We start from the raw sequence: 22,672 nt of genomic DNA, 5'->3' as shown, positions 1-22,672 counted from the left end.
GACTGCGGGGCTCCGCTTCGCTGCACTCCTCGCGCTCACCGGACTCGCCCTTTCTCTAAAAGGGGATGTCGTCGTCGGCGCCGCCGCCGGTGCCCACCACGGCGAACGGGTCGGCGGACTGGGTGATCGAGCGCAGCGTCTGCGACGGGGCGGCACCGGCCTCGGAGACCCGGGTGGCCCACGCCGGGAACGGGAACTCCAGGCAGAGCGGCACCGGGATGTCGGGCTGGTTGACGAACATCGTGCCCGGCTTGGCCAGCAACGCCCGCTGCCGTTGCGCCGGGGGCAGGAAACCGTACTCGGGGCGGGACGCCTCGGCCGGGTCGAGCCGGCCGACCACCCGGATCGCCGAGTTGGTGACGATGCGTCGCTCCACCTCGCTGGCGGTCTGCTGCGCGCCGATCAGGACCACCCCGAGCGAGCGGCCCCGCTCGGCGATGTCGAGCAGCACCTCCTTGATGGGGGAGGCGCCCTCGCGGGGGGCGTACTTGTTCAGCTCGTCGAGCACCACGAACAGCAGCGGCTTGGCGCCTTGTTTCTCCTTGTTGTCGAACTCGGTCTTGAGGGTCACGCCGACCACGAAGCGCTGCGCGCGATCCGGCAGGTTGTGCAGGTCGACGACTGTGACCTGGGCCGACTCGGCGGTGTTGATCGAGTGCGGGCGGCGGGTCGCCAGGTCGCCCCGGATCAGCCGGGACAGATCCTTCTTGCTGCCGATCAGTCGGCGGGCGAAGGCGTTCACCGTGCCCAGGCCGACCGCGCTGCCCGCCCAGTCGCTGCGCGTCTCGTCGTCGCTGAGCTGCTCGACGATGTGGTCGACGAGGTCGGCGTAGGTGCCCAGCCGCACCCCGTCGACGCTGACCCCGCCGTCGGCGGGCTGGGCGTAGCGGGCCAGGTGGGCGGCGACCGAGTGGACCACCATCGTGTACTGCTGCCGCTCGTCGTCGGCGTCGGCGAAGACGTACGGCAGCAGGCGCTTCTCGCAGAACTCGGTCAGCGTCCAGTAGAAGCTGTCCACCCCGGTCAGTCGGTTGTGCACGTCGGGTGTGCCGGAGGAGTCGCCGACCCTCGGCGGGGCGTACACCCGCACGTCCGGGAAGGCGTCGGCGACCAGGCCGAGCCGGGCGTACGCGGCCCGGGTGGCGTCGTCCAGCCGGGCGTTCGGGTGGTCGAGGAAGAGCAGGTCCTCCCCCTTGACGTTGAAGATCAGCGCCTTGGCGTTGACCGCGTCCCCGCCGAGCTGGCCGGAGCGGAACACCGAGTAGAGCAGGAAGGTGGCGAAGCTGGTCTTGGTGGCGACCCCGGAGATGCCGGAGATCGACACGTGCGCGCCGCGCGTGCCGTCGAGGAAGTCGGCGTTGAGGTAGACCGGCACCCCGTCCCGCCCGGTGCCCATCGGGACACGTCGTTCCATCCGGTCGAAGTGCAGCGCCCGGGCGCGGGCGTCGCCCTCGGCCCGGTGCACCACCGCGCCCGGGTGCGGCGGCACGTAGAACTCCGGATCCACCCGGGTGGTGGTGATCTCGGCGGCCTCCTGCACCTGCGCCGGCAGCGTGCCGTCGGCGATCGCGAACACGTCGGAGTCGAACTGCGCGCCCTCGTGCCGCGCGCGGACCTGGGTGACCACCCCGGCAATGGTCACCGGCTCGCGGTCCGGCAGCTCCCGCCGGGTGACCACCACGTCGTCGAGCTGGAGGTAACTGCCGGGGGAGACCGCCGTCCAGAACTGCAGCGGTGTGGCGTCGGCGGTGCCGAGCACCCGGCCGACCCCCTCGCCCGGGCCGTCGATCTCGCCCGGACTGTGGATCCCCTGGTCAGTCATCAGGCAGCTCCGGTCGGCTGGTCGTCGCGGTCGGCACACACGCCCTGCATCCTGCCGGAGGAGTACGACAGGCCGCCACGCGACGCGGCGGAGACCACGCCCCGGCCACCCGCCGGTCGCGTACCGCGACGGGCCGTGACCGTGCGTGCCCGTGACCGGGGCGCCTACCGGTGCCGCTGCGGCGGGTACCCGCTCGGGTCGAGCCGCCCGGCCAGCTCGTGCACGGCCGCCTCGTATCCCCGGTCGGTGTGGTACGGCCAGTGCTGGTCGATCGGCGGCGGGACGGTGTCGTCCGGGTCGACCACGACCGCGCAGGGATCGCGGAGCCGTCGGTCGACGGTGCCGGCCGGCCCCGACACGCGTGGACGCTCACCCGGGTGGTGCGCGGAGAAGATCGGCCCGCCGACCGGGTCGGTGTCGCGCCACAGGTTCACCCACCGCCAGCCGACCCGGTCGCCCAGCTCGTACAGGGTCGGATCGCCGAGGAAGGCGGGGAAGAGGCGGGCGTAGAGCCGGTGCAGCGGGCTGCCGTGGGTCAGCAACGCCACCCGCTGCCGCACCGGGGCCGGCAACTGGAGCAGTGTGGCGGCGGCGAGGACGGCGCCGTGACTGTGCCCGGAGAGCACCACGTCGCCCCGGGTGGTCAGCGCGGTGATCCGCTTGGCCAGCTCCGGCACGGCGCGCTCGGCGTAACAGGGCGGTGCGAACGGATGTACCGTACGCGGCCAGAACGTGCCCAGGTCCCAGATCACCGCCACGGAGCGGCGGGTATCCTCGGACCGGTAGGAGAACAGGCCGAGCACCAGGATGCCGAGGGCGACCAGGCCGATGACGTACATTCCGACGTCGGTGGCGATGGCCAGGTTGGTGCTCGCCTCGCCTCCGGTGGCGATCAGCCGCTGGCTCAGCTCCGACGGCCCGGTGCCGACCAGGTCGAGCCCCACCACCGCCACGCCGAGCAGGGACAGCACCAGGAACACGATGAAGGCCGGGCTGAGCTGCTCGGCGATCGCGGCCCGGGCGACCACCTCGCGGACGACCCGACGCCGGGGAACCGCCTCCGGCGGCACGTCGGGGAAGTCCCGCCGCACGATCTCCTCGGCCATCCGGCGTCGGCGACGTCGGCTGCTCAGCACCCGCCACATTGTCGTCGCGGCGACCAGCACGATCGCCACCAGCCCGGCCAGCGCGGCCCAGCGGTAGGAGGCGGGCGGTTCCAGCGGCGGCGCATGGGCCACGTTCGGCCGGGCCGGGTTCGGGATCTCGCCCCGGTCCAGGAAGTCGGCGACCCGGTAGACCAGGGCGGCGGAGAACCCGTACGCGGCGGCGATCGCCGCCGCGGCGAACACCGGCGCGGCCAGTCCGCCCAACCAGGACGAGCCGTTGCCTGGGCTGTGTCGCCGTTGGTGCAGCGTGGCGGCGGTCAGCACGGCCAGCAGGGCGGCCTGGACCGCGATCAGCGCGGCCACCGCACCCTCGTACCCGGGCAACTGCTCGCGGGGCGGGGGCGGTTCCAGCGGCAGCGCGGTGTAGACCAGCGCCGACACGGTGAGCACGGTGACGACCAGCCGCAGCGGGTGGATGCCCCGTTCGTCGACCGCCCCCCGACCTGGCCCGTCGTCGACCCGGCGGGCGGGTACGCAGAGCAGTACCACGCAGGCCGCGAGCAGGAACCAGGTCGCCACGAACAGCACGTACGCGACCGGAGTGGGATAGATCTTGAGCTGCGCGCCGAGCAGGATGGCGTCCAGGGTGCCCAGCCCGACCGCCACGTGGATGGCGCGTAGGCGCTGCACCACGAGCGCGTCGTTCCAGAAACCCGGACTGTCGATCCGGTCCTCCACGCCGCCCCGGTCCTGCCCGCGTGCGGCCGGGAACGCCTCGAACACCCGGGCGGACCGCTCGCCGAGCCACCAGAGCAGCCGTATCGCGCCGATCGGCAGCAGCGCGAGCAGCGCCAGACGCGGCCCCAGCGGCAGGTCGGACAGCCAGGACAGGTACGGGCGGTTGCGTACGCAGGGTTCGTAGGGCGTGCACTGCCAGCCGACGATGTCCACGGTCACGCCGACGATCGACAGGACGAACGCGGCGGTCAGGGTGGCGGCGAGCAGTCGACAGACCGGGCCGATGAGACCGCCGCTGCCGCCGGTCGGCGGTCGGGCCCACACGGCCAGGTTGACCAGCATGAACGGCAGCAGGAAGAGCAGCGACAGGGTACGCACCGCGCCGCCTGCGGTGAGCGCACTCCACCGGTACGCCTCCACGTGCATCCCTGCGGGCCGGTTGCTGATCCCGAAACCGGGGCGGGGGCGGTAGAACCCGGCGTTGGCGTCGCCGGCCACGCGGATCACCACCGGGTGGTCGAGCAGCGACTCGGCGGAGGAGCCGGAGACCCCGTGCACCCGTAGCTCGACCACCTCGTGCGTCAACGCCCCGCCTCCCGGCATCTGCCGATCCCGGTTCACGGTAGTGAGCGCAGCTGCGGTGACGTGGCGGATTGCGGCAACTCGGGCCGGTGGGGTCACCCTCGGGCGTAGCGCAGCAGCAGTGTGCCGTCGGCGGCGTGCAGGACGTGCCGCAGCGGCAGATGGCGGGCGGGACTCGGGTCACCGGCGGTGATCCGGCCGACGCCCGCACCGGCGAGCAGCGGGGCGATCGACAGGCACACCTCGTCGACGAGGTCGTCGGCGGTGAGCGCGCCGAACAGATACGGACCGCCCTCGCAGAGCACCTGGGCGAGCCCGCGTCGACGTACCTCGGCGAGGCCGGCGACGAGGTCGACCCGATCGTCGCCGCAGGGCACCACGTCGGCCACGGTGGACAGGCCGGGCGGCGGGGAGGCGTCGGAGCGGGTGAGCACCACGGGGCGTACCGGGGCGTCGGCGAAGGCGGCCTGGGCCGGGTCGAGCCGGCCGCTGCCGGAGACCACCACCAGGGTCGGGTACTCGGCCAGCCCGTGCGCCCGCCGCCAGGCGCGACGCCGCGCGTCGAGGCGGATCGCCCGGTAGCCCTCGTGGCGTAGCGTGCCGGCGGCCACCAGCAGCGCGTCGCAGAGCATCCGGAGCAGCCCGAAGACCCGCTTGTCGGGTTCGCCGGAGAGCCCGGCGGAGTAGTCGTCGAGGCTGACCGCGCCGTCGACGCTGGTCACGAAGTTCATCCGGAGGTGCGGTCGATCGGCACGCCGGTAGAGCGCGGTGAGCGCGTCGTCGCCGACCGGTCCCGGTGACGGGTCGGGCCAGAGTGCGCGAATCGGAAGGCCGACGGTCATTCGCCGGCCGGACCGGTGACCGGAGGGGTGGGTCGAGGGGTACGGTGCTGGCAGTCGCACCAGTTTCGGCCCGGACAGTCGTCGTGCCGTCGCCTCCGGCACGCTCGGCAGATCATGCCGGCAGCCTATGCCGAGGGAGGGTGACGCGGCATGCCACGTCAGATCTTCGCGCTGCGCATGTCCCTGGCCGGGGTGCGTCCCACGATCTGGCGTCGGGTCCTCGTGCCCGGCGGGTACACGCTCGACCGGGTGCACCGGGTGGTCCAGCACGCGATGGGGTGGCGCGACTGCCACCTGCACTCGTTCGAGATCGACGGGATGCAGTACGGCGAGCCCGACCCCGACTGCGAGCTGAGCGTGCACGACGAGTTGGACGTGCGGCTGGACGCGGTGGTGGGCAAGGGCAGCCGGTTCCACTACACGTACGACTTCGGCGACTGGTGGGAGCACGACCTGGTGGTGGAGGACGCCGTCGCCGCCGACCCGGACGAGCGGTACCCGACCTGCCTGGACGGTGAACGGGCCGGCCCGCCGGAGGACGTCGGCGGCCCGCAGGGTTATCTGCTGCTGCTTGCCGCGTTGAGCGATCCAGGCCATTCGGAGCACCGGTCGATGCGGGAGTGGGTGGGCCCCGGGTTCGATCCGGAGGCGTTCGACCCCGGTCGGGTCCGCACGCTGCTGCGCCGACTCTGTTGAATCGTCCATTCGACCACTACGCTGAGCAGCCCCGCGATCCGCACTGGAGCGCGGGGTAAACATTTTCGCGGTAACGATCTGGGAACGCTCCCAGCGGGCTATTGACACTCCGGATACCTCCCGGCAATCTCATGGGAGCGTTCCCAAGATGGCGTGGATCACAGTCCCGCCCCGAGCGCCCGACACCGGCTGACCAAGCCGGTGCCGGATGGCGCTGCGGCACCCCCACCACACATAAACCAGCCTCACCACTGAAAGAGGGGTCAGGATGAGCCTCACCACGCGGCGTACCCGCCTGGCGGCGGCCGCCCTGGCGGCGGTCACCGCCGTCGGCGGTCTCGCGGCCTGCGGCAGCGACGACGACAGCAACTCGGGCGAGGGCGGCAAGCCCGCCAAGCTGGTCGTCGACACCTTCGGCGAGATGGGCTACGACGAGCTCGTCAAGCAGTACGAGCAGCAGAGCGGCATCAAGATCGAGCTGCGGAAGACCGCGCAGCTCGGCGAGTACCGGCCGAAGCTGGTCCGGTACCTGGCCACCGGCAGGGGCGCGGCGGACGTCACCGCGCTGGAGGAGGGCATCCTCAACGAGTTCAAGGCCAACCCGCGCAACTGGGTCGACCTCGCTCCGCTGATCGACGACCACTCCAAGGAGTACCTGCCCTGGAAGTGGGAGCTGGGCAAGGCGCCGGACGGGCGCCTGATCGGCCTGCCGACCGACGTCGGCAGCCTCGCGGTCTGCTACCGCAAGGACCTGTTCCAGGCGGCCGGCCTGCCCACCGAGCGTGACCAGGTCTCGGCGCTCTGGCCGGACTGGAACGGCTTCCACGCGGCTGGCAAGAAGTACAAGGACGCGACCGGCAAGGCGTTCATCGACTCGATCACCGCGGTCTCGAACGGCGTGCTGTTCCAGCAGGGCAGCGACCTGTTCTACGACAAGGAGAACAACATCATCGCGGACTCCAGCCCCGCGGTGAAGGCCGCGTGGGACACCGCGACCTCGATGTCGGACATCTCCGCCAAGGCGGCGACCTGGTCGCCGGAGTGGTCGGGCGGCTTCAAGCAGGGCACCTTCGCGGCGACCTTCTGCCCGTCCTGGATGCTCGGCATCGTCGCGGACAACTCGGGTGAGGCCAACAAGGGCAAGTGGGACGTGGCGGCCGTGCCGGGCGGCGGTGGCAACTGGGGCGGCTCGTGGCTGGCCGTGCCGGAGCAGAGCGCGCACCAGAAGGAGGCGGCGAAGCTCGCCGAGTTCCTGACCAACGCCACCAGCCAGGTCGAGGCCTTCAAGCTCAAGGGCCCGCTGCCGACCAACCTGGAGGCGCTGAAGAACGAGGCGTTCCTCAGCTACACCAACGAGTACTTCAGCGACGCGCCGACCGGCAAGATCTTCGGTGAGAGCGTCGCCAAGATCGAGCCGGTCCACCTCGGCCCGAAGCACCAGGCGGTCAAGGAGAACGCGCTCGAGCCGGCCCTGCGGTCGTTCGAGAACGGGCAGGCCAACAAGGACAAGGCCTGGGAGCAGTTCGTCAAGGACGCCGCCATCCAGGGCGCCTTCTGACAGTGATTTCCCACCGGTGGCGTCCGGGGACTACCCCGGGCGCCATCGGTCGGTCCCCGTCTGGGTTGCACCCTGCGCGTGGGCCCCCTCGGAAGGGCTCCCGCCGGGAAAGGAAAATCATGAGCCTCTCGGCCACGACGGCCCCCCCGTCGAACGTCACACCACCGGGTTCCGAGCCCCCGCGTCGGCGCGGGCACCTGCTCAACCGCCTGGATCTGAAGTACTCCCCGTACCTCTACATCGCGCCGTTCTTCCTGATCTTCGGCATCTTCGGGTTGTACCCGATGCTGCGTACCGCCTGGATGTCCCTGCACGACTGGGACATGATCGGCGACAACTCGTTCATCGGGCTCGACAACTACGTCGCGCTGGTCAAGGACGACTACTTCTGGAACGCGCTCTTCAACACGTTCGGCATCTTCGCGCTGTCGACCATCCCGCAGTTGCTGCTCGCGCTCTTCCTGGCGAACCTGCTCAACAGCACCCTGCTGCGCGCCAAGACCTTCTTCCGGCTGGCGATCTTCATCCCGAACGTGGTCTCGGTGGCCGCCGTCGCGATCGTCTTCGGCATGCTGTTCCAGCGGGAGTTCGGCCTCATCAACTGGCTGCTCAGCTTCGTCGGCGTCGACAACATCGACTGGGACGGCCAGCGGTGGAGCTCCTGGACCGCGATCGCGACCATGGTCAACTGGCGCTGGGTCGGTTACAACACCCTGATCCTGCTCGCCGGGATGCAGGCCATCCCGAAGGACCTCTACGAGGCGGCCTCGATCGACGGCGCCGGCCCGTGGCGGCAGTTCTGGCAGATCACCGTGCCCATGGTCCGTCCCACCCTGATCTTCGTGGTCATCCTCTCCACGATCGGCGGCATGCAGCTCTTCACCGAGCCGCTGCTCTTCGCCAACGGCAGCATCCTCGGCGGTAACCAGCGGGAGTTCCAGACCCTGGCGATGTACATGTACGAGAAGGGCATCGAGAACCTCAACACCGCTGGCTACGGCGCCGCCGTCGCCTGGGCGATCTTCCTGATCATCGCGTTGATGTCGCTGCTCAACTTCCTACTCGTCCGCCGTTCGGCCAAGTGAGGAGAGAGCTGTGACCTCGGCTTCCCGGCGCCTGTGGCGCACCAGTCCGCTGACCTACATCGCGCTCGTCCTGGCGGCGCTGCTGTCGATCTACCCGTTCTACTACATGATCGTGATCGGTACCCGCAGCCTGGACTCGATCAACGACGTGCCGCCGCCGCTCACCCCGGGCGGGGCCTTCGGTGACAACTTCGGGCGTGTGCTCGACAACGACGCGGCCAACTTCCTCACCGGTCTGATGAACTCGGTCATCGTCTCCTCGGTGGTCACCCTGTCGGTGGTCCTCACCGGCTCGCTGGCCGGCTTCGCCTTCGCGAAGCTGCGCTTCCGGGGCCGCAACATCCTGCTGCTGATGATCGTCATCACCATGATGATCCCGACCCAGCTCGGCCTCATCCCGCTCTGGGGCATGATGCAGACCCTGGACTGGTACGGCACCCTCTACGCCGTCACCGTGCCGTTCCTGGTCAGCGCGTTCGGCGTGTTCATGATGCGGCAGTACGCCAGCCAGGCGATCTCCGACGAGCTGATCGAGGCCGGTCGGGTCGACGGCGCCAGCACGTTCCGGATCTACTGGAACATCGTGCTGCCCGCGTTGCGTCCGGCGGCAGCCGTCCTCGGTCTGTTGACCTTCATGGAGACGTGGAACTCCTTCCTCTGGCCGTACGCGATCCTCACCCCGGAGAACCCGACCCTCCAGGTCTCGCTCTCCTTCCTCTCGTACGCCTACTACACCGACTACTCCCAGGTCTTCGCCGCCACGGCGGTCGGCACCCTGCCACTGGTCCTGGTCTTCATCCTGTTCGGCCGCCAGATCATCGGCGGCATCATGGAAGGTGCTGTCAAGTCGTGAGCAACCCCGCCATCCCACCCGCGGTGGGTGTCCTCGACGAACGCGCGCCGTTGACCTTCCCGTCCGACTTCCTCTGGGGCGCGGCCACCGCCGCCTACCAGATCGAGGGCGCGGCGAGCGAGGGTGGCCGTACCCCGTCGATCTGGGACACCTTCAGCCACACCGAGGGCCGGACGGTCGCCGGGCACACCGGCGACGTCGCCTGCGACCACTACCACCGGCTCGGCGACGACGTTCGCCTGATGGCCGAGATGGGGTTGAAGTCGTACCGGTTCTCGGTGTCGTGGCCGCGGGTGCAGCCGGGCGGCACAGGCCCGGCAAACGCCGAGGGGTTGGACTTCTACCAGCGGCTGGTCGACGAGTTGCTGGCCAACGGCATCGAGCCGTGGCTCACCCTCTACCACTGGGACCTGCCCCAGGAGCTGGAGGACGCCGGCGGCTGGCCGGCCCGTGACACGGCCGCCCGGTTCGCCGACTACGCGCAGCTCGTGGCGGGTGCGTTGGGCGACCGGGTGAAGTACTGGACGACGCTCAACGAGCCGTGGTGCTCGGCGTTCCTCGGCTACGGCTCGGGCGTGCACGCGCCCGGCCGCCAGAACGGTGCGGACGCGGTCCGCGCCGGACACCACCTGATGCTCGGCCACGGCCTCGCAGTCCAGGCGTTGCGCGCGGCCATCCCGAGCGCCCAGCTCGGCGTGACCGTCAACCTGTACCCGGTGACCCCGGCCAGCGACGCCCCCGGCGACCTGGACGCCGCCCGGCGCATCGACGGACTGGCCAACCGCTTCTTCCTGGACCCGGTCCTGCGCGGGGCGTACCCGGAGGACCTGGTCGCGGACCTGGCGACGGTGACCGACTTCGGGCACGTCCACGACGGTGACCTGGCGGTCATCTCCAGCCCGCTCGACGTGGTCGGCATCAACTACTACAGCCGGCACGTGGTGGCCGCGCCGGTGCCCGGCGAGGACCCGGAGGAGTACTGGCGGGCCCCGTCGACCTGGCCGGGAAGCGAGAACGTCCGGTTCGTCACCCGGGGTTACCCGGTCACCGACATGAACTGGGAGATCGACGCTCCCGGCCTGGTGGAGACCCTGCGCCGGGTGCACGATGAGTACACCGACCTGCCGCTCTACGTGACCGAGAACGGGTCGGCGTTCGTCGACGCGGTGGTCGACGGCCAGGTCGACGACGCCGATCGGCTGGCGTACTTCGACGCTCACCTGCGCGCCTCGCACGAGGCGATCAGCGCGGGCGTGCCCCTGCGGGGATACTTCGCCTGGTCGCTGTTGGATAATTTCGAGTGGGCCTGGGGCTACACGAAGCGGTTCGGGATGATCTACGTCGACTACGACAGCCAGGCCCGCATCCCCAAGTCCAGCGCCAGGTGGTACGCGGAGGTGATCCGACGCAACGGTCTGGCCGCACAATAGGGCGACGGCCAGCCAGTAACGGGTGGCCCGGCACCGGCGCTGAACCAGGTGCCGGGTCCGCCCACGTCGGAGGAGCAGACGATGACAACGCAGCGCACCCGGTCGCTCGGGCGCCCGACCCTCGACGCGGTCGCCGCCCGCGCCGGAGTCGGGCGCGGGACGGTCTCCCGCGTGGTCAACGGCTCCCCCCAGGTGAGTCCGGAGGCCCGCGCCGCCGTGCAGCAGGCCATCGCCGAACTGGGGTACGTGCCGAACCGTGCGGCCCGGGCCCTGGTGACCCAACGCACCGACTCGGTGGCCCTGGTGGTCAGCGAGTCCGGTGAGCGCATCTTCGCCGAGCCGTTCTTCGCCGGCATCGTGCGGGGGATCAGCTCGGTCCTGCTGGAGACGCCGTTGCAGCTCTGGCTGGCGATGGCCCAGTCACCGCTGGAGCGGGAACGGGTCGAGCACCACCTCACCAACCAGCACGTCGACGGGGTGTTGCTGCTGTCGCTGCACGACGCCGACCCGCTGCCGACCCTGCTGGAGGAGCGGGGGCTGCCCACCGTGCTGGGCGGCCGTCCGGCCCGGATGCTGCACCCCGAGGCCCAGCCCGTCTCCTTCGTCGACGTGGACAACGCCGGTGGCGCACGGCAGGCCGTGGAGTTCCTCGCCGCCCGGGGCCGCCGCCGCATCGCCACCATCGCCGGCCCGCAGGACATGGGCGCCGGCCTGGCCCGTCTCTCCGGCTACCGGGACGCGGTCCGCACCGCCGGCTTCGGCATCAACCCCGACCTGATCGGGTACGGCGACTTCAGCGAGGAGAGCGGGGCGACCGCGATGCGGCAGCTGCTGGACCGCTGCCCCGACCTGGACGCGGTCTTCGTCGCCGCCGACCTGATGGCCTTCGGCGCCATGCGGACGCTGCGCGAGACCGGCCGCCGCGTACCGGAGGACGTGGCCGTGATCGGCTTCGACGACGCGCCCATCGCCCGGCAGGCCAACCCGCCGCTCACCTCGGTGTTCCAGCCGGTCGACGAGATGGGCCGGCAGATGGCCCGCCTGCTGGTGGCCCGCATCCGTGGCGACGAGATCCCCGATCCGCACATCGTCCTGGACACCCAACTCGTCGAGCGCGCCACCGCCTGACCCCCGGCCCTCCGGGCGCTGCCGCCACCAGCCACATGGAGCCGGGAGCCCGGCCCGGCCACTCCCGCTGCCCGCTGGCACTCTCATCGTCTTCGACTGCCGACCGCCTTTGGAAGGCGTCGAGACAGACCAGAGCGAGGTCAGGAGCATTTGCCAGCGACGCGGGTGTCTCCCGCTGGGGCACTGTCGAGCTGAACCGTTTTTGCTCTCGCCGCTAGCCGGCCGCCGCTGGTTGGTCGCCGCCGGATGGTCCCTGGCAGGTCGACTGGCGGCTATCCGTCCTCGCTCTCAGCTCGAAAGGCGCTGGGTGGCAGTACTGGTTCGTCGTGGTGTCCGCAGGAGCGGGGCGGGTGGCGGCCGGCTCGGATACAGGTTCGGGCGGCGGTGGGTACCTCCGGCGGACGCGAGGCGGGCCGGGGGCGAGTAGGTTCCGGGCGGAGCAGGGTCTGGAGGCGACCGCCCGGTGGGCGGGGTGGGGTGTCCTGGCTGACGCCGGCTGCGCCGTACGTCTGGATCGCCATGTCCAGGCACTGCCGCTGCCCGGTGCCGAGCCGGTCGGTCTGTTCGCGACTCCGGTACACGTCGCCGGGAACGCGCTCCATCAGATAGAACGGCGTGCCGAGCACCTCCAGGTCGGCGCAGAGCAGCAGGGGCGCGGGGGACCGGCACGTCGGTGGCGGCCAGCGCAGAGATCAGCCGGAACTCGCGGCCGCCCACCGGCGATCAGGTCGGCGCGCAGCGGCGCCCCGGTCGGCTCCGGTCGATGCGTCGCGAGGTACGCGCCGAGACGGTCGAGGTCCAGACCGGCGGGGGAACGGGCAACCGGATCGGTCATCCGGACAGTTGATGGCAGCCCCGACGGGTTGTCAAGGTCAGGTTTTGCTCGGGGGACATGCCGCAGCAACAGGGACGAAATGGTCAACTGCCAGGCTCTGGGTCAGCCTGCTGGCATTGTGCCGGCCCGCCGAGCGGAGGGTTCAGATGTTGCTGCGCGTTCGGGTAACCCTGCCGGACCGGCCGGGCACGCTCGGCCAGGTGGCCCGCACCCTCGGGGTGTCGGGCGCGGACATCGTCCAGGTGGTCGTCCTGGAACGGCTCGGCGGGCGGGCGGTCGACGACTTCACCGTGGTCTGGCCAGGCGCCGCCCGGGTGGAACGGTTACTGGCCGGCCTGGCCGCGATCCCGGGCGTACGCGTCGACGGGGTCTGGCGGGCGATCGGCGCGCCCACCACCACCGGGCAGGACGCCGAACTGCTGGCCCAGGTCGCCGCGAACCCGGCCGACGGGCTGGCCAGCCTGGTCGACGCGGTACCCGGGCTGCTCGCCGCCGAGTGGGCCGTGGCCGCGGTCGTACCGGTCGACTGGGCCTCCCGTAGCGGAGGCGGCGGGGCGACGGTCGGGCACGCGAGCTGGCGTACGCCGGTGCCGCCGCAGCTGCCGGAGGTGACCCCGCTGCGCGCCCGGTCGATGACCATGCCCGACGGCGGCCATTTCGCGGTCGCGCCCTTCGGCCGCGCCGGGCTGGTCCTGGTGGTCTCCCGCGAGCACAACGAGACGCTGACCCCGGCCGCCTTCCACAGCACCGAGGTCGACCGGCTCGCCCAACTGGTCCGGGCCAGCGCGGTGATTCTCGGCGACCGGCTCGACCTGGTCGGCTCCCCGACCGTCACCGCCAACCCCTGACCGGCCGCGACCTGGTGTGACGCAGACCGCAGGGCCCGTCGCCGCCGGACACGGTCGGGCAACCGGCCCGCAACAGCCGCAGGCCAGGGTGACAGGGGAAAGGAGGCGACCATGACGCTGTGGCGGATCCGGGCCACCGTGGACGACCGGCCGGGCTACCTGTCGGTGCTCACGGCGAGCCTCGCGCTGCGTGGAGTCAACATCCTCACCGTGCAGGTGCACACCACCGAACGTGGCGCCGTCGACGACTTCCTCGTGGACGCGCCGGACACTCTCGACGAGGCGGGTCTGATCGCCGCCGTGGAACGGGGCCGGGGGCGGGACTGCTGGGTGGCGCGCAGCGAGGCGCGTGGCCTGGCGGACCAGCCGACCCGCGTACTCGGGCTGGCCACCCGGCTGGTCCACGACCCGGACGCGACCGGCGAGGTGCTGCGCGCCCTGCTCGGCGCGGACCACGTGACCTGGCGTCCGGCGCCTTCCATGACGCGCGCCGGAGTCGACGGGGCGATGATGCTGCTGACCGACCCCAACGGCGGGTCCTACCTGCTGCGCCGGGTCGCGCCGAGCTTCACCCCCGCCGAGTACGCCCGCGCGCAGGCCCTGCTGGAGTTGGGCGCCACCGCAGCCCGCCGCGCCACCGAACAGGTCACCGTGGTCCTGCCGGACGGCGCCGAGCTGACCGTACGCCCCGCCGTCGCGGACGACCTGGCGGCCGTGACCGAGCTGCACGAGGCGTGCACGGCGGGCACCCGCCGACGCCGCTACCTGGGCGGTGCCTGCCTGCCCACCCCGACCCGGCTGCGTCAGCTCCTGGAGCCGGCACGCGGGCAGACCCTGATCGCCGTGACGACCGGCTCCGACGGGGCGGCGGAGTCGGTCGTCGCGATGGCGAACCTGCTCGCCGAGGGCGACGAGGCCGAACTGGCCCTGCTGGTCCGCGACGACTGGCAGCGGCGCGGCCTCGGCTCGACCCTGCTGCGCCGGTTGACGCGGCAGGCCGAGTCCGCCGGGTACGCGGCAATGGTGCTGCACATCCAGGCGGACAACACGCCCATGCTGCGTACCCTGCGTCGGCTGGCCCGACCCACCACCGCCGAACGCGACGGCTCCCTGCTCACCATGACCGTGCCCCTCGGGGTCGAGATGCCGGTGGCGACGGAACGCGCCGGCTGACAGCACAGACGACCGACCTCCGGTGCGGAGGACGGTGAGGTGGGCGGGCCGCGCGCTTTTTGTCGATGCCACAACTCCATGATCGACGGGACCTGTGGCTGACGGAGCTGTCGGGGCGGCTACTGGGGACGGTGAGGGCGCCCGGCCCCGGTGGGCCGGGCGCCCTCGAATGTCCGGAGTGGTCGGTCAGGCTCGTTCGGCGAGTTGGGAGACGAACGTCTGCCACATGGTCGGGGCGAACGCCAAGGTCCCGCCGTCACGGTCCTTGGTGTCGCGGACAAGGACGGTGCCGGGAAGGTTGTCGCTGACTTCCACGCAGTTCCCGCCGTTGGAGCTGCTCCGAGTGCTTGTGCGCCAGTGGGCGCCGGTCAGGTCAGCCATGCCCGCGCTCTCAGAAACTCGATGGATTGGTCACGCGGAAGCGCCACCGACCTCACGGTATCCCAGACGGCCCAGAGTGGAGCAACGTCATTGGTGATCCGGCCCTGGGCTTGATCGTCCAGATGACCGACGTCGCCTCCGTCTGCCGTCGTGGCGATCACGAACGGTCCGGCCTGGCCCGGATGTAGACCGGCTGTCAGTGAAATGACATGCACCATGACGTTCGGCCGTTGCGCCATGGAGATCAGGTGGTCGAGTTGCGGTCCCACGATCTCCGGTGCGCCCCGGCGTAACGCGGCTTCGTCGATCACGAAGACCGCCAGCGGTGGTCGGGGCCGGTCGAACACCGCTGCCTGCCGCTCCATCCTGAGTGCGACGAGGCTTTCGGCGTCGGCCATCAGCGGCCCGGAGACGATCACGGCCCGCGCGTATTCCTCGGTTTGCAGCAGCCCCGGGATCACCGACGACTCGTAACAGCGGAGTCCGGTGGCCTCCCGCTCGACCTGCGTCCACGGCAGAAACCACGCGGGCTCCTCACGTCGCTGCGCGTCCGGCCAAAGGTCCTCCATGTCCCTTCGCAGGATCTCTGCTACGCGGGCACGATGACGCATCTGGCGGAACACGTCCCTGGCTGACCCATCGCGTACCTGCCCGGGGTGGGAGAGCTGCTGCTCTACGTGGCTGAGGTGATCGGCCGGGCGCAGCAGGCGGACGGCCACGTGTGGGCCGAGGTGAGCGGGCACGCGGTGCAGGCCGACGGGACGCTCCAGGCCCGTCGCCGGTACGCCCGGGTGCGGGTGGACCGGGCCGTGGTCGTGCCGCGTCGTGCCTGGTGAGCGGCGTCGGCCGGACGGGACGCCGGTGGTCGAGCCCGGTGTGTACCTGCTGACCCGCGAGGCGAGCCCGCAGTTTCGCACGCGATCGCGGTGCGGGTCGTCCGCGAGCAGGCCGACTGGCATCCGCCGTACGGCTGGACCTGGATCCAGTGTTACCAGCTCGACCGGTACGGAGAAGCGGCAGTTGTTCGTGATGCCCGCCGGGTTGCGGCGAGTCGTGCTCTCCCCATCCCCGCACACCCGACCACGCCGCCGCGATCGTGCGGGTGGATCTTATGGAGGTTCACACAATCTGCACTGAGGGTGAACCGATCGGGGATTCCGCGTGATGGAGGGGCGGTGCGGCCAGACCGACGTGCCCGGCCGTACCGCCTCTTCCGGATCAGGCGACGGTGCAGGTGGCCCCGTTGACCGTGAAGCCTGTCGGTCGGGGGTTGCTGCCGGTGTACGTACCGTTGAAACCGATGCTCGTCGACGTGCCCGGCGCGATGGTGCCGTTGTAGGACAGGCTGGTCGCGGTCACCGACGTGCCGGTCTGCTGGAAGGTCGCCCCCCAGCCCTGACCGACCCGCTGGCCGCTGTGCGGGAAGGTGAACGCCAGGGTCCAGCCGTTGATCGTCGAGGTGCCGGTGTTCGCGATGGTGATACTCGCGGTGAAGCCGCTGCCCCAGTCGTTGGTGCCGTAGCTGACCCGGCAGGGCATCGTCGGCAGCGGCGCCGAGGTGGTCACCGAGACCTTCGTGGTGGGCGGCGAGACGTTGCCGGCCGCGTCGAGGGCCACCACGTGGAAGCGGTACGTGGTCTGCGCGGTCAGCCCGGTCGCCGCGTACGTGGTGCCGGTGACGGTGGTGACCAGCACGTCGTCGCGGTAGATCCGGTACCCGGTGACGCGCACGTTGTCGGTGGCCGCACCCCAGCTCAGGGTGGCTCCGGTGGCGGTGATCCCGGAGACGGTCACCGGGCCGGGGGCGGTCGGCGCGACGGTGTCGTCCGGGTCCGGCGGCGGCGGGTCGGTGTCACCGGTGGGCTCGACGCCCCACACCCGGACCCCGCCCGCGTACAACGGCACGTTGCGGTTCGGCCCGGCGGTGGCCTGGAACGACGGGTCGTTGCCGGTGTTCCAGGTGCCGCCCTCGGGCACCCCGACCTTGAACTGCACCTCCATCCGGTGCTGCGACTGCCCGGCCGGCGCGATGGTGTGGCCGGTGCAGTCGACCTCCACGTACCAGAGGTCACCGCCGGCCTGGCGGGCGGTGCTCGGTGCCGGGCAGCCCTGGGTGTAGCCGGGCGTAACCTGCACCGGGCCGGTGCCGTCGGGGCGGAAGTAGTAGCGGAACCTCGCGTCGGTCAGCGCCCGCGCCGGGAACGCCGACTTGTTGTAGATCATGACCTTGAGGCCGGTGGCCCGGGTCTCGTTCTGCATGACCGTGGTCTCCACGGTCAACTCGTCGATGTCGGGCTGCTCGACACCCGGGAAACCGGCCAGCGGCGTACCCCCGTACTCCTGGGCCAGCCGGGCCAGCGCGGAGGTGAAACCGGCGTTGTAGTCGGTGGCGACCTCGTTCATCACGTAGTCCGACCGGCTGTCGGTGTATGCGTCGTTCGGCGAGGACGGCCCGCCGACCAGCGCGCCGAACAGGGTGTGCCGGGTCTCGGTGGGTACGGTCTGACTGTCCCACCACGAGCCGTGCGCGGTGCGGTGGTGGGGGTTCTTCGGCGGGTTGGTGCCGAAGCCGATCACGTAGCTGGAGTTGCGCGGGTTGTCGCCGAGCGCGTAGTTGATCTGCCGGACGGCGAAGTCGTGGTAGCGGGCCTTGCGGGTCGCGTCGGTGGTCTTGTCGCTGTAGACCAGCGCGGCGAACGCGGTGTTGGCCGCGTACCGCAGCGCGCCCCACGAGTCGAGCACGGCCATCCCGCCGGGGGAGTACCGGACCCGCTCCCCGTTCACGCCGACGGTCCAGAAGTCCAGCCACCGGTTGGCGTCGTCGACGTAGCGCTGCTTCCCGGTCAGGTTGGCCAGCAGCACGTACGCGCCGAACTGCTTGTTGTCCCAGGCCACCGTCCACTTGTAGGAACGGGTGGTGGTCTGCGGCTCGGTGCCGAGCTTGTCGTACTCGCTCTCCGCCTTGGCCAGGTAGGTGGCGTCCCCGGTGGCCCGGTACAGCCAGATCGCACCCCACACCAGCTCGTCCTGGTAGCCGCTCCACGAACGGTAGAAGCTGGTCGCGTCGGTGATGCACTCGCTGTAGCTCTTCCGCACCGTGTCGGCGAACGTGTAGAGCTGCCGCGCGTGGGTGAGCAGCTTGTCAGCGTACGCGGCGTCGGTGGGCCGGAACACCATGGACGACGCGGCCATCGCCGCCGCCGTCTCACCCGCCAGGTCCGCGCCGCCACAGCTCGCATCGATCTTGTACGCGGGCCGCGCCATCGGCATCACCTCGGCCGGCCCCCACCACTTGTGGTCGTCGTCGCCCTTGCCCACCTGCCCGTACAGCACGTTCGGCGAGGGGTGCGCCTTGACGAAGTAGTCGTTGACGAACCGCAGGTTGTTCAACAGGTGGATGAGCTGGCCCGACGCCACGTACCCGGCCCGGTACTCGACCGCACCCCACGCCAGCATCGTCGCGCTGAACGCCATCGGGAAGCCGAACTTGACGTGGTCACCGGCGTCGTACCAGCCGCCGGTGAGGTCGAGCCCCACGTCCGCGCCGTCCCGCAACGCCGAGTCGTCGCGCCAGGAGACCCGGTTCCAGTCCGGCAGCTTCCCGGACTGCTGCGCCTCGTAGAACAGCAGCGACTTCTGCAACGCCTCGGCGTAGTTGAACGTCGGCGCGGCGGCGGCGCTGTTGGGTGCGGTGTCGTTGGGGGCGGTGCTGGTCGGTGCGGCGACACCTGCCGCCGGCACGCCGATCACCAGCGCCAGCCCGGCAGCGAGGACCGTACCGGCGCTGCGGAGGCGACGCGACCGGTGGCCGTGTCGGCCGGGATCGTCGCCGCGAGCGCGGCCCGGCCGTCTGATGTGGTGCATGCGGCTGCTCCTGTCGGTGTGGGGCAGGCAGCGTCGACGCGGTCGCATCGGGGTGGACGGCTGCCGGCGGTGGTGGCAGAGTGGCTCCAGCAGGACCGGGAGCGCTCCCATGGATGACTAGCAATGTAATCTGGCGCTCACCCGTTTGGGAAGGCCGATCGCGACCGGGCGAACGCCACGCCGAAATCGGGCCAAGAGCGGGCCGGGGCGAGGAGCGTCTCAGGGCCGAATCGTGTTACACCGACACGCCGCACGCGGACCCTGATTCCACCCCGACGCCCCGACACGGGACCCGCCCGTCCGCCCAGGTCGGACCGTTCGCCTGAGATCGGTCGGCCCGTTCGGCAGGCAAGCTTGTGCCATCTCCTCCGGCTGGTCGGGGCGAGACCCGATGACCAACCACCCGAGAACGGCCGCCGGCGCTCGCCGGCCGCAGGGTCACCGCCTGTCCGCGTAACGTCACGCCTCAGCCTCGCCGTTCGCCGTGCTCTACGCAGGTCGCGGACCAGCCGACCGGTAGCACCTGCACCTTCATCCGGCGTCGGCATCCGGCGCAGTACCGGGGCGGTTCGAGCACCCGGGCCGCCGCGCAGCCCTGGTGCGTGCCGGTCGCCACGGCCTCGCCGCAGCGGTCGCACCACGTCCCGACCAACTCGCCCATCGGCATCAGAGCGTCGCCGACAGCGCCTTGACCGGCATCTTGAGGTCGTCGAGCATCTTGAGGTCGTCGGTGGCCGGTCGACCGAGGGTGGTCAGGTAGTTGCCGACGATCACCGCGTTGATGCCGCCGAGCAGGCCGTCCCGGGTGCCCAGGTCACCGAGGGTGATCTCCCGGCCGCCCGCGTACCGCAGGATGGTGCGCGGCATGGCCAGCCGGAACGCGGCGATGGCCCGCAGCGCGTCCTTGCCCTCGACCACCGGGCGGTCACCGAGCGGGGTGCCCGGCCGGGGGTTGAGGAAGTTCAGCGGCACCTCGTGCGGGTCCAGCTCGGCGAGCTGGGCGGCGAACTCGGCCCGCTGTTCGACCGTCTCGCCGAGGCCGAGGATGCCACCGCAGCAGACCTCCATGCCGGATTCGCGGACCATCCGCAGGGTCTCCCAGCGCTCCTCCCAGGAGTGCGTGGTGACCACGTTCGGGAAGTACGACCGGCAGGTCTCCAGGTTGTGGTTGTACCGGTGCACACCCACGTCGACCAGTTCGTCGACCTGCTCCTGGCTGAGCATGCCGAGCGAGGCGGCGACCTGGATGTCGACCTCGGCCTTGATCGCGGCGACGCCCTCGCGCATCTGCGTCATCAGCCGGGCGTCCGGGCCGCGTACGGCGGCCACGATGCAGAACTCGGTCGCCCCGGTCGCGGCGGTCTGCTTGGCCGCCTCGACCAGCGAGGGGATGTCCAGCCAGACCGAGCGCACCGGCGAGGTGAACAGTCCGGACTGCGAGCAGAAGTGGCAGTCCTCCGGGCAGCCGCCGGTCTTCAGCGAGACGATGCCCTCGACCTCGACCTCCGGACCGCACCAGCGCATCCGCACCTCGTGGGCGAGTTGGAGCGTGGCGGTCAGGTGCTCGTCGGGCAGGTTCAGCACCGCGAGGACACCGGCCTGGTCCAGACCGACGCCACCCTCCAGCACCTGGGTACGGGCCTGGTCGAGGATCTCTGGCATGGCACGTACCCTACAAGGCCGTCCGACGGGCGGAAACGCGCGCGGCCCCGCTCCGGTGCCCTCCGGCGAGCCGGACGCCGCCACGCCGGGACAGCCCGGACGGGTGGTAACTTCGCCCGGCGGAAGCGCCCGGGGCGACAGCGTGCGACCGGGCGACGACGCCTGACGGTGGGAACCGGCGGGGAAGGGGCGTGGTGGTGGCGGACTGGCTGGCGGCCCTGGCACGCCGCGCCGACCTGCGGGCGAAGGCGGGACTCACCCGCCGCTTGTCTCCGCGTACCGCCGACGACGCCGTGGTGGACCTGGCCGGCAACGACTACCTGGGCCTGTCCGCACACCCCGAGGTGGTCGCCGCGGCGGCGAAGGCGCTGTCCGAGTACGGGCTGGGCGCGACCGGTTCGCGGCTGGTCCGTGGCTCCACCGGCGCCCACCACGCGTTGGAGGAGACCCTCGCCGACTGGCTCGGCGTCGACCGGTCGCTGGTCTTCTCCTCCGGCTACCTGGCCAACCTCGGCGCGGTCCGGGCCCTGGTGCGCCCCCGCACGCTGCTGGTCTCCGACGCGCACAACCACGCCAGCCTGATCGACGGGTGCCGGATCTCCGGCGCGGAGACCGTGGTGACCCCGCACGCCGACGTCGACGCGGTCGCGACGGCCCTGGCTGCGGCCCCCGACCGTCCGGCGGTGGTGGTCACCGAGTCGGTCTTCTCCGTCGACGGTGACCTGGCGCCGCTGGCGCGGCTGCACGCGACCGCCCGCGTGCACGGTGCGGTGCTGCTGGTCGACGACGCGCACGCGCTCGGTGTCGTCGGCCCGACCGGGGCCGGCGCGGTGGCCGCCGCCGGGCTGACCGGCGAGCCGGACGTGGTGGTCACCGCCACCCTGTCCAAGGCGCTCGGTGGCGCCGGCGGGGTGGTGGCCGGTCCGGCCGAGTTCGTCAGGCACCTGGTGGAGACGGCGCGGACCTTCATCTACGACACCGCCCTGCCGCCGGCTGTGGCCGCCGGGGTGCACGCCGCCGTCGGGCTGGCCCGCGACGGCGACGGCCTCCGGGCCGAGTTGGCCGCCCGGGCCGCGCTCGCGGTGGACCGCCTGCGCGCCGCCGGCCTGGACGTCTCCGCCCCGGACGCCGCCGTCGTCTCGGTCACCGCGCCCGGCCCGGAGGCGGCGACCGACTGGGCCGCCGCCTGCCGCGAGACGGGCGTGGCGGTCGGCTGCTTCCGGCCGCCCTCCACTCCGGACAGCCGTTCCCGGCTGCGGCTGACCATCGGTGCCGGGCCGTCGCGGGCGGATTTCGAGCGGGCCCTGGAGGTCATCGTGGAATGTGCGCCATGACGGATCAGTGGCGCGGACCGGTGCTGGTCACCGGGACCGACACCGAGGTCGGCAAGACGGTGGTGACCGCGGCGATAGCGGCCGCCGCGCAGGCGGCCGGGCTGCGGGTGGCGGTGATCAAACCCGGCCAGACCGGTACGGCCACCGGGGAGCCCGGCGACGTCGAGGCGGTCACCCGGCTCTCCGCCCCGATGACGGCCCGCACCCTGGCCGCCTACCCCGATCCGCTCGCCCCGCTGGCCGCCGCCCGGGTGGCCGAGCTGCCGCCGCTGGAGCTGTACAACGCCGTCGACGCGATCCGCGAGGAGGCGGACAAGCACGACCTCGTGCTGGTCGAGGGGGCCGGCGGGCTGCTCGTACCGATGGGGCTGCGCCCCTCGGGCGAGGCGTGGACGGTGGCCGACCTGGCGGTGTCGTTGGGCGCCCCGGCGGTGGTGGTGGCCCGTGCCGGGCTGGGCACCATCAACCACACCGCGCTCACCCTGGAGGCGCTGGACCGGCGGGCGGTGCCGGCGGGGGTGGTGATCGGCGCCTGGCCGGCCGACCCGGAGCTGGTGCACTGGGCCAACGTCAGCGACCTGCTGCCGAACCTGCTCGGCGCGCTGCCGTCCGGGGCCGGGGCGATGGATCCGGGCGTGTTCCGGCGGTCCGCGCCGGGCTGGCTCACCCCCGCGCTGTACGGCGTGCTCGACGACTGGCGGGCCTGGGCCGACGAGATCAACTGAGGCCGACGAG

At 71.5% G+C, this 22,672-nt stretch carries 18 protein-coding genes and 2 pseudogenes; 11 read left to right on the top strand and 9 right to left on the bottom strand.

The genetic code is table 11. The features are described 5' to 3' along the window. Positions 1-55 precede the first annotated feature (55 nt). The 3 genes from ID554_RS03915 to ID554_RS03905 form a co-directional block, all read right to left on the bottom strand. Positions 56-1,822 carry an ATP-binding protein gene (locus ID554_RS03915; RefSeq protein ID WP_117226548.1) on the bottom strand — a complete coding sequence of 589 codons (1,767 nt, stop codon included), beginning with the start codon at positions 1,820-1,822 and terminating at the stop codon, positions 56-58. A gap of 164 nt (positions 1,823-1,986) precedes the next feature. Then, entirely contained in the window at positions 1,987-4,287 is a 2,301-nt protein-coding gene (locus tag ID554_RS03910) for a hypothetical protein (protein ID WP_223884428.1), read from the bottom strand. 56 nt (positions 4,288-4,343) lie between these two features. Continuing rightward, positions 4,344-5,090, bottom strand: a complete 747-nt coding sequence (locus ID554_RS03905; protein WP_117226546.1) for a pyrimidine reductase family protein — start codon at positions 5,088-5,090, stop codon at positions 4,344-4,346. A 150-nt stretch (positions 5,091-5,240) separates the two neighbouring features. Here ID554_RS03905 and ID554_RS03900 point away from each other — a divergent pair, with 150 nt between their 5' ends. The 6 genes from ID554_RS03900 (at position 5,241) to ID554_RS03875 (ending at position 11,840) form a co-directional block, all read left to right on the top strand. Then, positions 5,241-5,786, top strand: a complete 546-nt coding sequence (locus ID554_RS03900) for a plasmid pRiA4b ORF-3 family protein (protein WP_117226545.1) — start codon at positions 5,241-5,243, stop codon at positions 5,784-5,786. Between the two features lie 268 nt (positions 5,787-6,054). Then, positions 6,055-7,344: an ABC transporter substrate-binding protein gene (locus ID554_RS03895; protein WP_117226544.1), complete on the top strand. Its 1,290-nt coding sequence runs from the start codon at positions 6,055-6,057 to the stop codon at positions 7,342-7,344. A 119-nt stretch (positions 7,345-7,463) separates the two neighbouring features. Then, on the top strand, positions 7,464-8,429 hold the full coding sequence (locus ID554_RS03890) for a carbohydrate ABC transporter permease (protein ID WP_117226543.1): 966 nt from the start codon (positions 7,464-7,466) through the stop codon (positions 8,427-8,429). 10 nt (positions 8,430-8,439) lie between these two features. Then, positions 8,440-9,282, top strand: a complete 843-nt coding sequence (locus tag ID554_RS03885) for a carbohydrate ABC transporter permease (RefSeq protein ID WP_117226542.1) — start codon at positions 8,440-8,442, stop codon at positions 9,280-9,282. After that, positions 9,279-10,712 (top strand): GH1 family beta-glucosidase, encoded by a 1,434-nt coding sequence (locus ID554_RS03880; protein ID WP_117226541.1) that lies wholly within the window; start codon positions 9,279-9,281, stop codon positions 10,710-10,712. The genes ID554_RS03885 and ID554_RS03880 overlap by 4 nt, the downstream gene beginning before the upstream one ends. Positions 10,713-10,793: 81 nt before the next feature. Beyond that, positions 10,794-11,840, top strand: coding sequence for a LacI family DNA-binding transcriptional regulator (locus ID554_RS03875; protein ID WP_117226784.1), 1,047 nt, complete (start codon positions 10,794-10,796; stop codon positions 11,838-11,840). Between the two features lie 494 nt (positions 11,841-12,334). Here the strand turns inward: ID554_RS03875 and ID554_RS31325 are convergent. Then, positions 12,335-12,675: pseudogene (locus ID554_RS31325) on the bottom strand (phosphotransferase); the annotation flags it as partial. A 146-nt stretch (positions 12,676-12,821) separates the two neighbouring features. On the opposite strand from ID554_RS31325, the gene ID554_RS03870 reads away from it, so the two are divergent. Both ID554_RS03870 and ID554_RS03865 read left to right on the top strand, forming a co-directional pair. Further along, complete coding sequence (locus tag ID554_RS03870; protein WP_117226540.1) at positions 12,822-13,523, top strand: ACT domain-containing protein; 702 nt, start codon at positions 12,822-12,824, stop codon at positions 13,521-13,523. Positions 13,524-13,634: 111 nt separating this feature from the next. Then, a complete protein-coding gene (locus ID554_RS03865) occupies positions 13,635-14,696 on the top strand; it encodes a GNAT family N-acetyltransferase (RefSeq protein WP_117226539.1) in 1,062 nt (353 codons plus the stop codon). Positions 14,697-14,882: 186 nt separating this feature from the next. On the opposite strand, the gene ID554_RS03860 is transcribed toward ID554_RS03865, so the two are convergent. Together ID554_RS03860 and ID554_RS03855 are read right to left on the bottom strand one after the other, a co-directional pair. Next, positions 14,883-15,068, bottom strand: coding sequence for a DUF397 domain-containing protein (locus tag ID554_RS03860; protein ID WP_117226783.1), 186 nt, complete (start codon positions 15,066-15,068; stop codon positions 14,883-14,885). After that, positions 15,065-15,734: pseudogene (locus ID554_RS03855) on the bottom strand (DUF5753 domain-containing protein); the annotation flags it as partial. The pseudogene ID554_RS03855 and the gene ID554_RS03860, both read right to left, overlap by 4 nt. Between ID554_RS03855 and ID554_RS03850 the strand changes: the two are divergent. Continuing rightward, a complete protein-coding gene (locus tag ID554_RS03850; protein WP_117226538.1) occupies positions 15,734-15,913 on the top strand; it encodes a hypothetical protein in 180 nt (59 codons plus the stop codon). The pseudogene ID554_RS03855 and the gene ID554_RS03850 sit on opposite strands and share 1 nt — an antisense overlap. Positions 15,914-16,295: 382 nt before the next feature. On the opposite strand, the gene ID554_RS03845 is transcribed toward ID554_RS03850, so the two are convergent. From ID554_RS03845 to bioB, 3 genes are all read right to left on the bottom strand, one after another. Further along, positions 16,296-18,941 (bottom strand): glycoside hydrolase family 9 protein, encoded by a 2,646-nt coding sequence (locus tag ID554_RS03845; RefSeq protein ID WP_117226537.1) that lies wholly within the window; start codon positions 18,939-18,941, stop codon positions 16,296-16,298. Between the two features lie 466 nt (positions 18,942-19,407). Next, complete coding sequence (bsaP, locus tag ID554_RS03840) at positions 19,408-19,608, bottom strand: biotin synthase auxiliary protein BsaP (RefSeq protein ID WP_117226536.1); 201 nt, start codon at positions 19,606-19,608, stop codon at positions 19,408-19,410. After that, the gene (gene bioB / locus ID554_RS03835) at positions 19,608-20,603 is read right to left on the bottom strand and encodes a biotin synthase BioB (protein ID WP_117226535.1); all 996 of its coding nucleotides are present in this window, start codon (positions 20,601-20,603) and stop codon (positions 19,608-19,610) included. Before bioB ends, bsaP begins: the two co-directional genes overlap by 1 nt. Before the next feature lie 197 nt (positions 20,604-20,800). On the opposite strand from bioB, the gene ID554_RS03830 reads away from it, so the two are divergent. Both ID554_RS03830 and bioD read left to right on the top strand, forming a co-directional pair. Further along, positions 20,801-21,937 carry an 8-amino-7-oxononanoate synthase gene (locus ID554_RS03830; protein WP_117226782.1) on the top strand — a complete coding sequence of 379 codons (1,137 nt, stop codon included), beginning with the start codon at positions 20,801-20,803 and terminating at the stop codon, positions 21,935-21,937. Further along, the gene (gene bioD, locus ID554_RS03825) at positions 21,925-22,662 is read left to right on the top strand and encodes a dethiobiotin synthase (RefSeq protein WP_117226534.1); all 738 of its coding nucleotides are present in this window, start codon (positions 21,925-21,927) and stop codon (positions 22,660-22,662) included. Before ID554_RS03830 ends, bioD begins: the two co-directional genes overlap by 13 nt. Positions 22,663-22,672: the final 10 nt, after the last annotated feature.

Origin of the sequence: Micromonospora craniellae (assembly GCF_014764405.1) — a bacterium.
Taxonomy (GTDB): domain Bacteria; phylum Actinomycetota; class Actinomycetes; order Mycobacteriales; family Micromonosporaceae; genus Micromonospora; species Micromonospora craniellae.
The sequence above is the reverse complement of the archived record's forward strand: the minus strand, read 5'-3'. Positions and strand labels throughout refer to the sequence as shown.

What these genes read in the sequence shown, in the direction of transcription:
- ID554_RS03875 (WP_117226784.1), top strand. Translation starts at nt 10,794, where the DNA reads ATGACAACGCAGCGCACCCGGTCGCTCGGGCGCCCGACCCTCGACGCG.
- bioB (WP_117226535.1), bottom strand. Translation starts at nt 20,603, where the DNA reads ATGCCAGAGATCCTCGACCAGGCCCGTACCCAGGTGCTGGAGGGTGGC.
- bsaP (WP_117226536.1), bottom strand. Translation starts at nt 19,608, where the DNA reads ATGCCGATGGGCGAGTTGGTCGGGACGTGGTGCGACCGCTGCGGCGAG.
- ID554_RS03890 (WP_117226543.1), top strand. Translation starts at nt 7,464, where the DNA reads ATGAGCCTCTCGGCCACGACGGCCCCCCCGTCGAACGTCACACCACCG.
- ID554_RS03845 (WP_117226537.1), bottom strand. Translation starts at nt 18,941, where the DNA reads ATGCACCACATCAGACGGCCGGGCCGCGCTCGCGGCGACGATCCCGGC.
- ID554_RS03900 (WP_117226545.1), top strand. Translation starts at nt 5,241, where the DNA reads ATGCCACGTCAGATCTTCGCGCTGCGCATGTCCCTGGCCGGGGTGCGT.
- ID554_RS03905 (WP_117226546.1), bottom strand. Translation starts at nt 5,090, where the DNA reads ATGACCGTCGGCCTTCCGATTCGCGCACTCTGGCCCGACCCGTCACCG.
- ID554_RS03895 (WP_117226544.1), top strand. Translation starts at nt 6,055, where the DNA reads ATGAGCCTCACCACGCGGCGTACCCGCCTGGCGGCGGCCGCCCTGGCG.
- ID554_RS03870 (WP_117226540.1), top strand. Translation starts at nt 12,822, where the DNA reads ATGTTGCTGCGCGTTCGGGTAACCCTGCCGGACCGGCCGGGCACGCTC.
- ID554_RS03915 (WP_117226548.1), bottom strand. Translation starts at nt 1,822, where the DNA reads ATGACTGACCAGGGGATCCACAGTCCGGGCGAGATCGACGGCCCGGGC.
- bioD (WP_117226534.1), top strand. Translation starts at nt 21,925, where the DNA reads ATGTGCGCCATGACGGATCAGTGGCGCGGACCGGTGCTGGTCACCGGG.
- ID554_RS03865 (WP_117226539.1), top strand. Translation starts at nt 13,635, where the DNA reads ATGACGCTGTGGCGGATCCGGGCCACCGTGGACGACCGGCCGGGCTAC.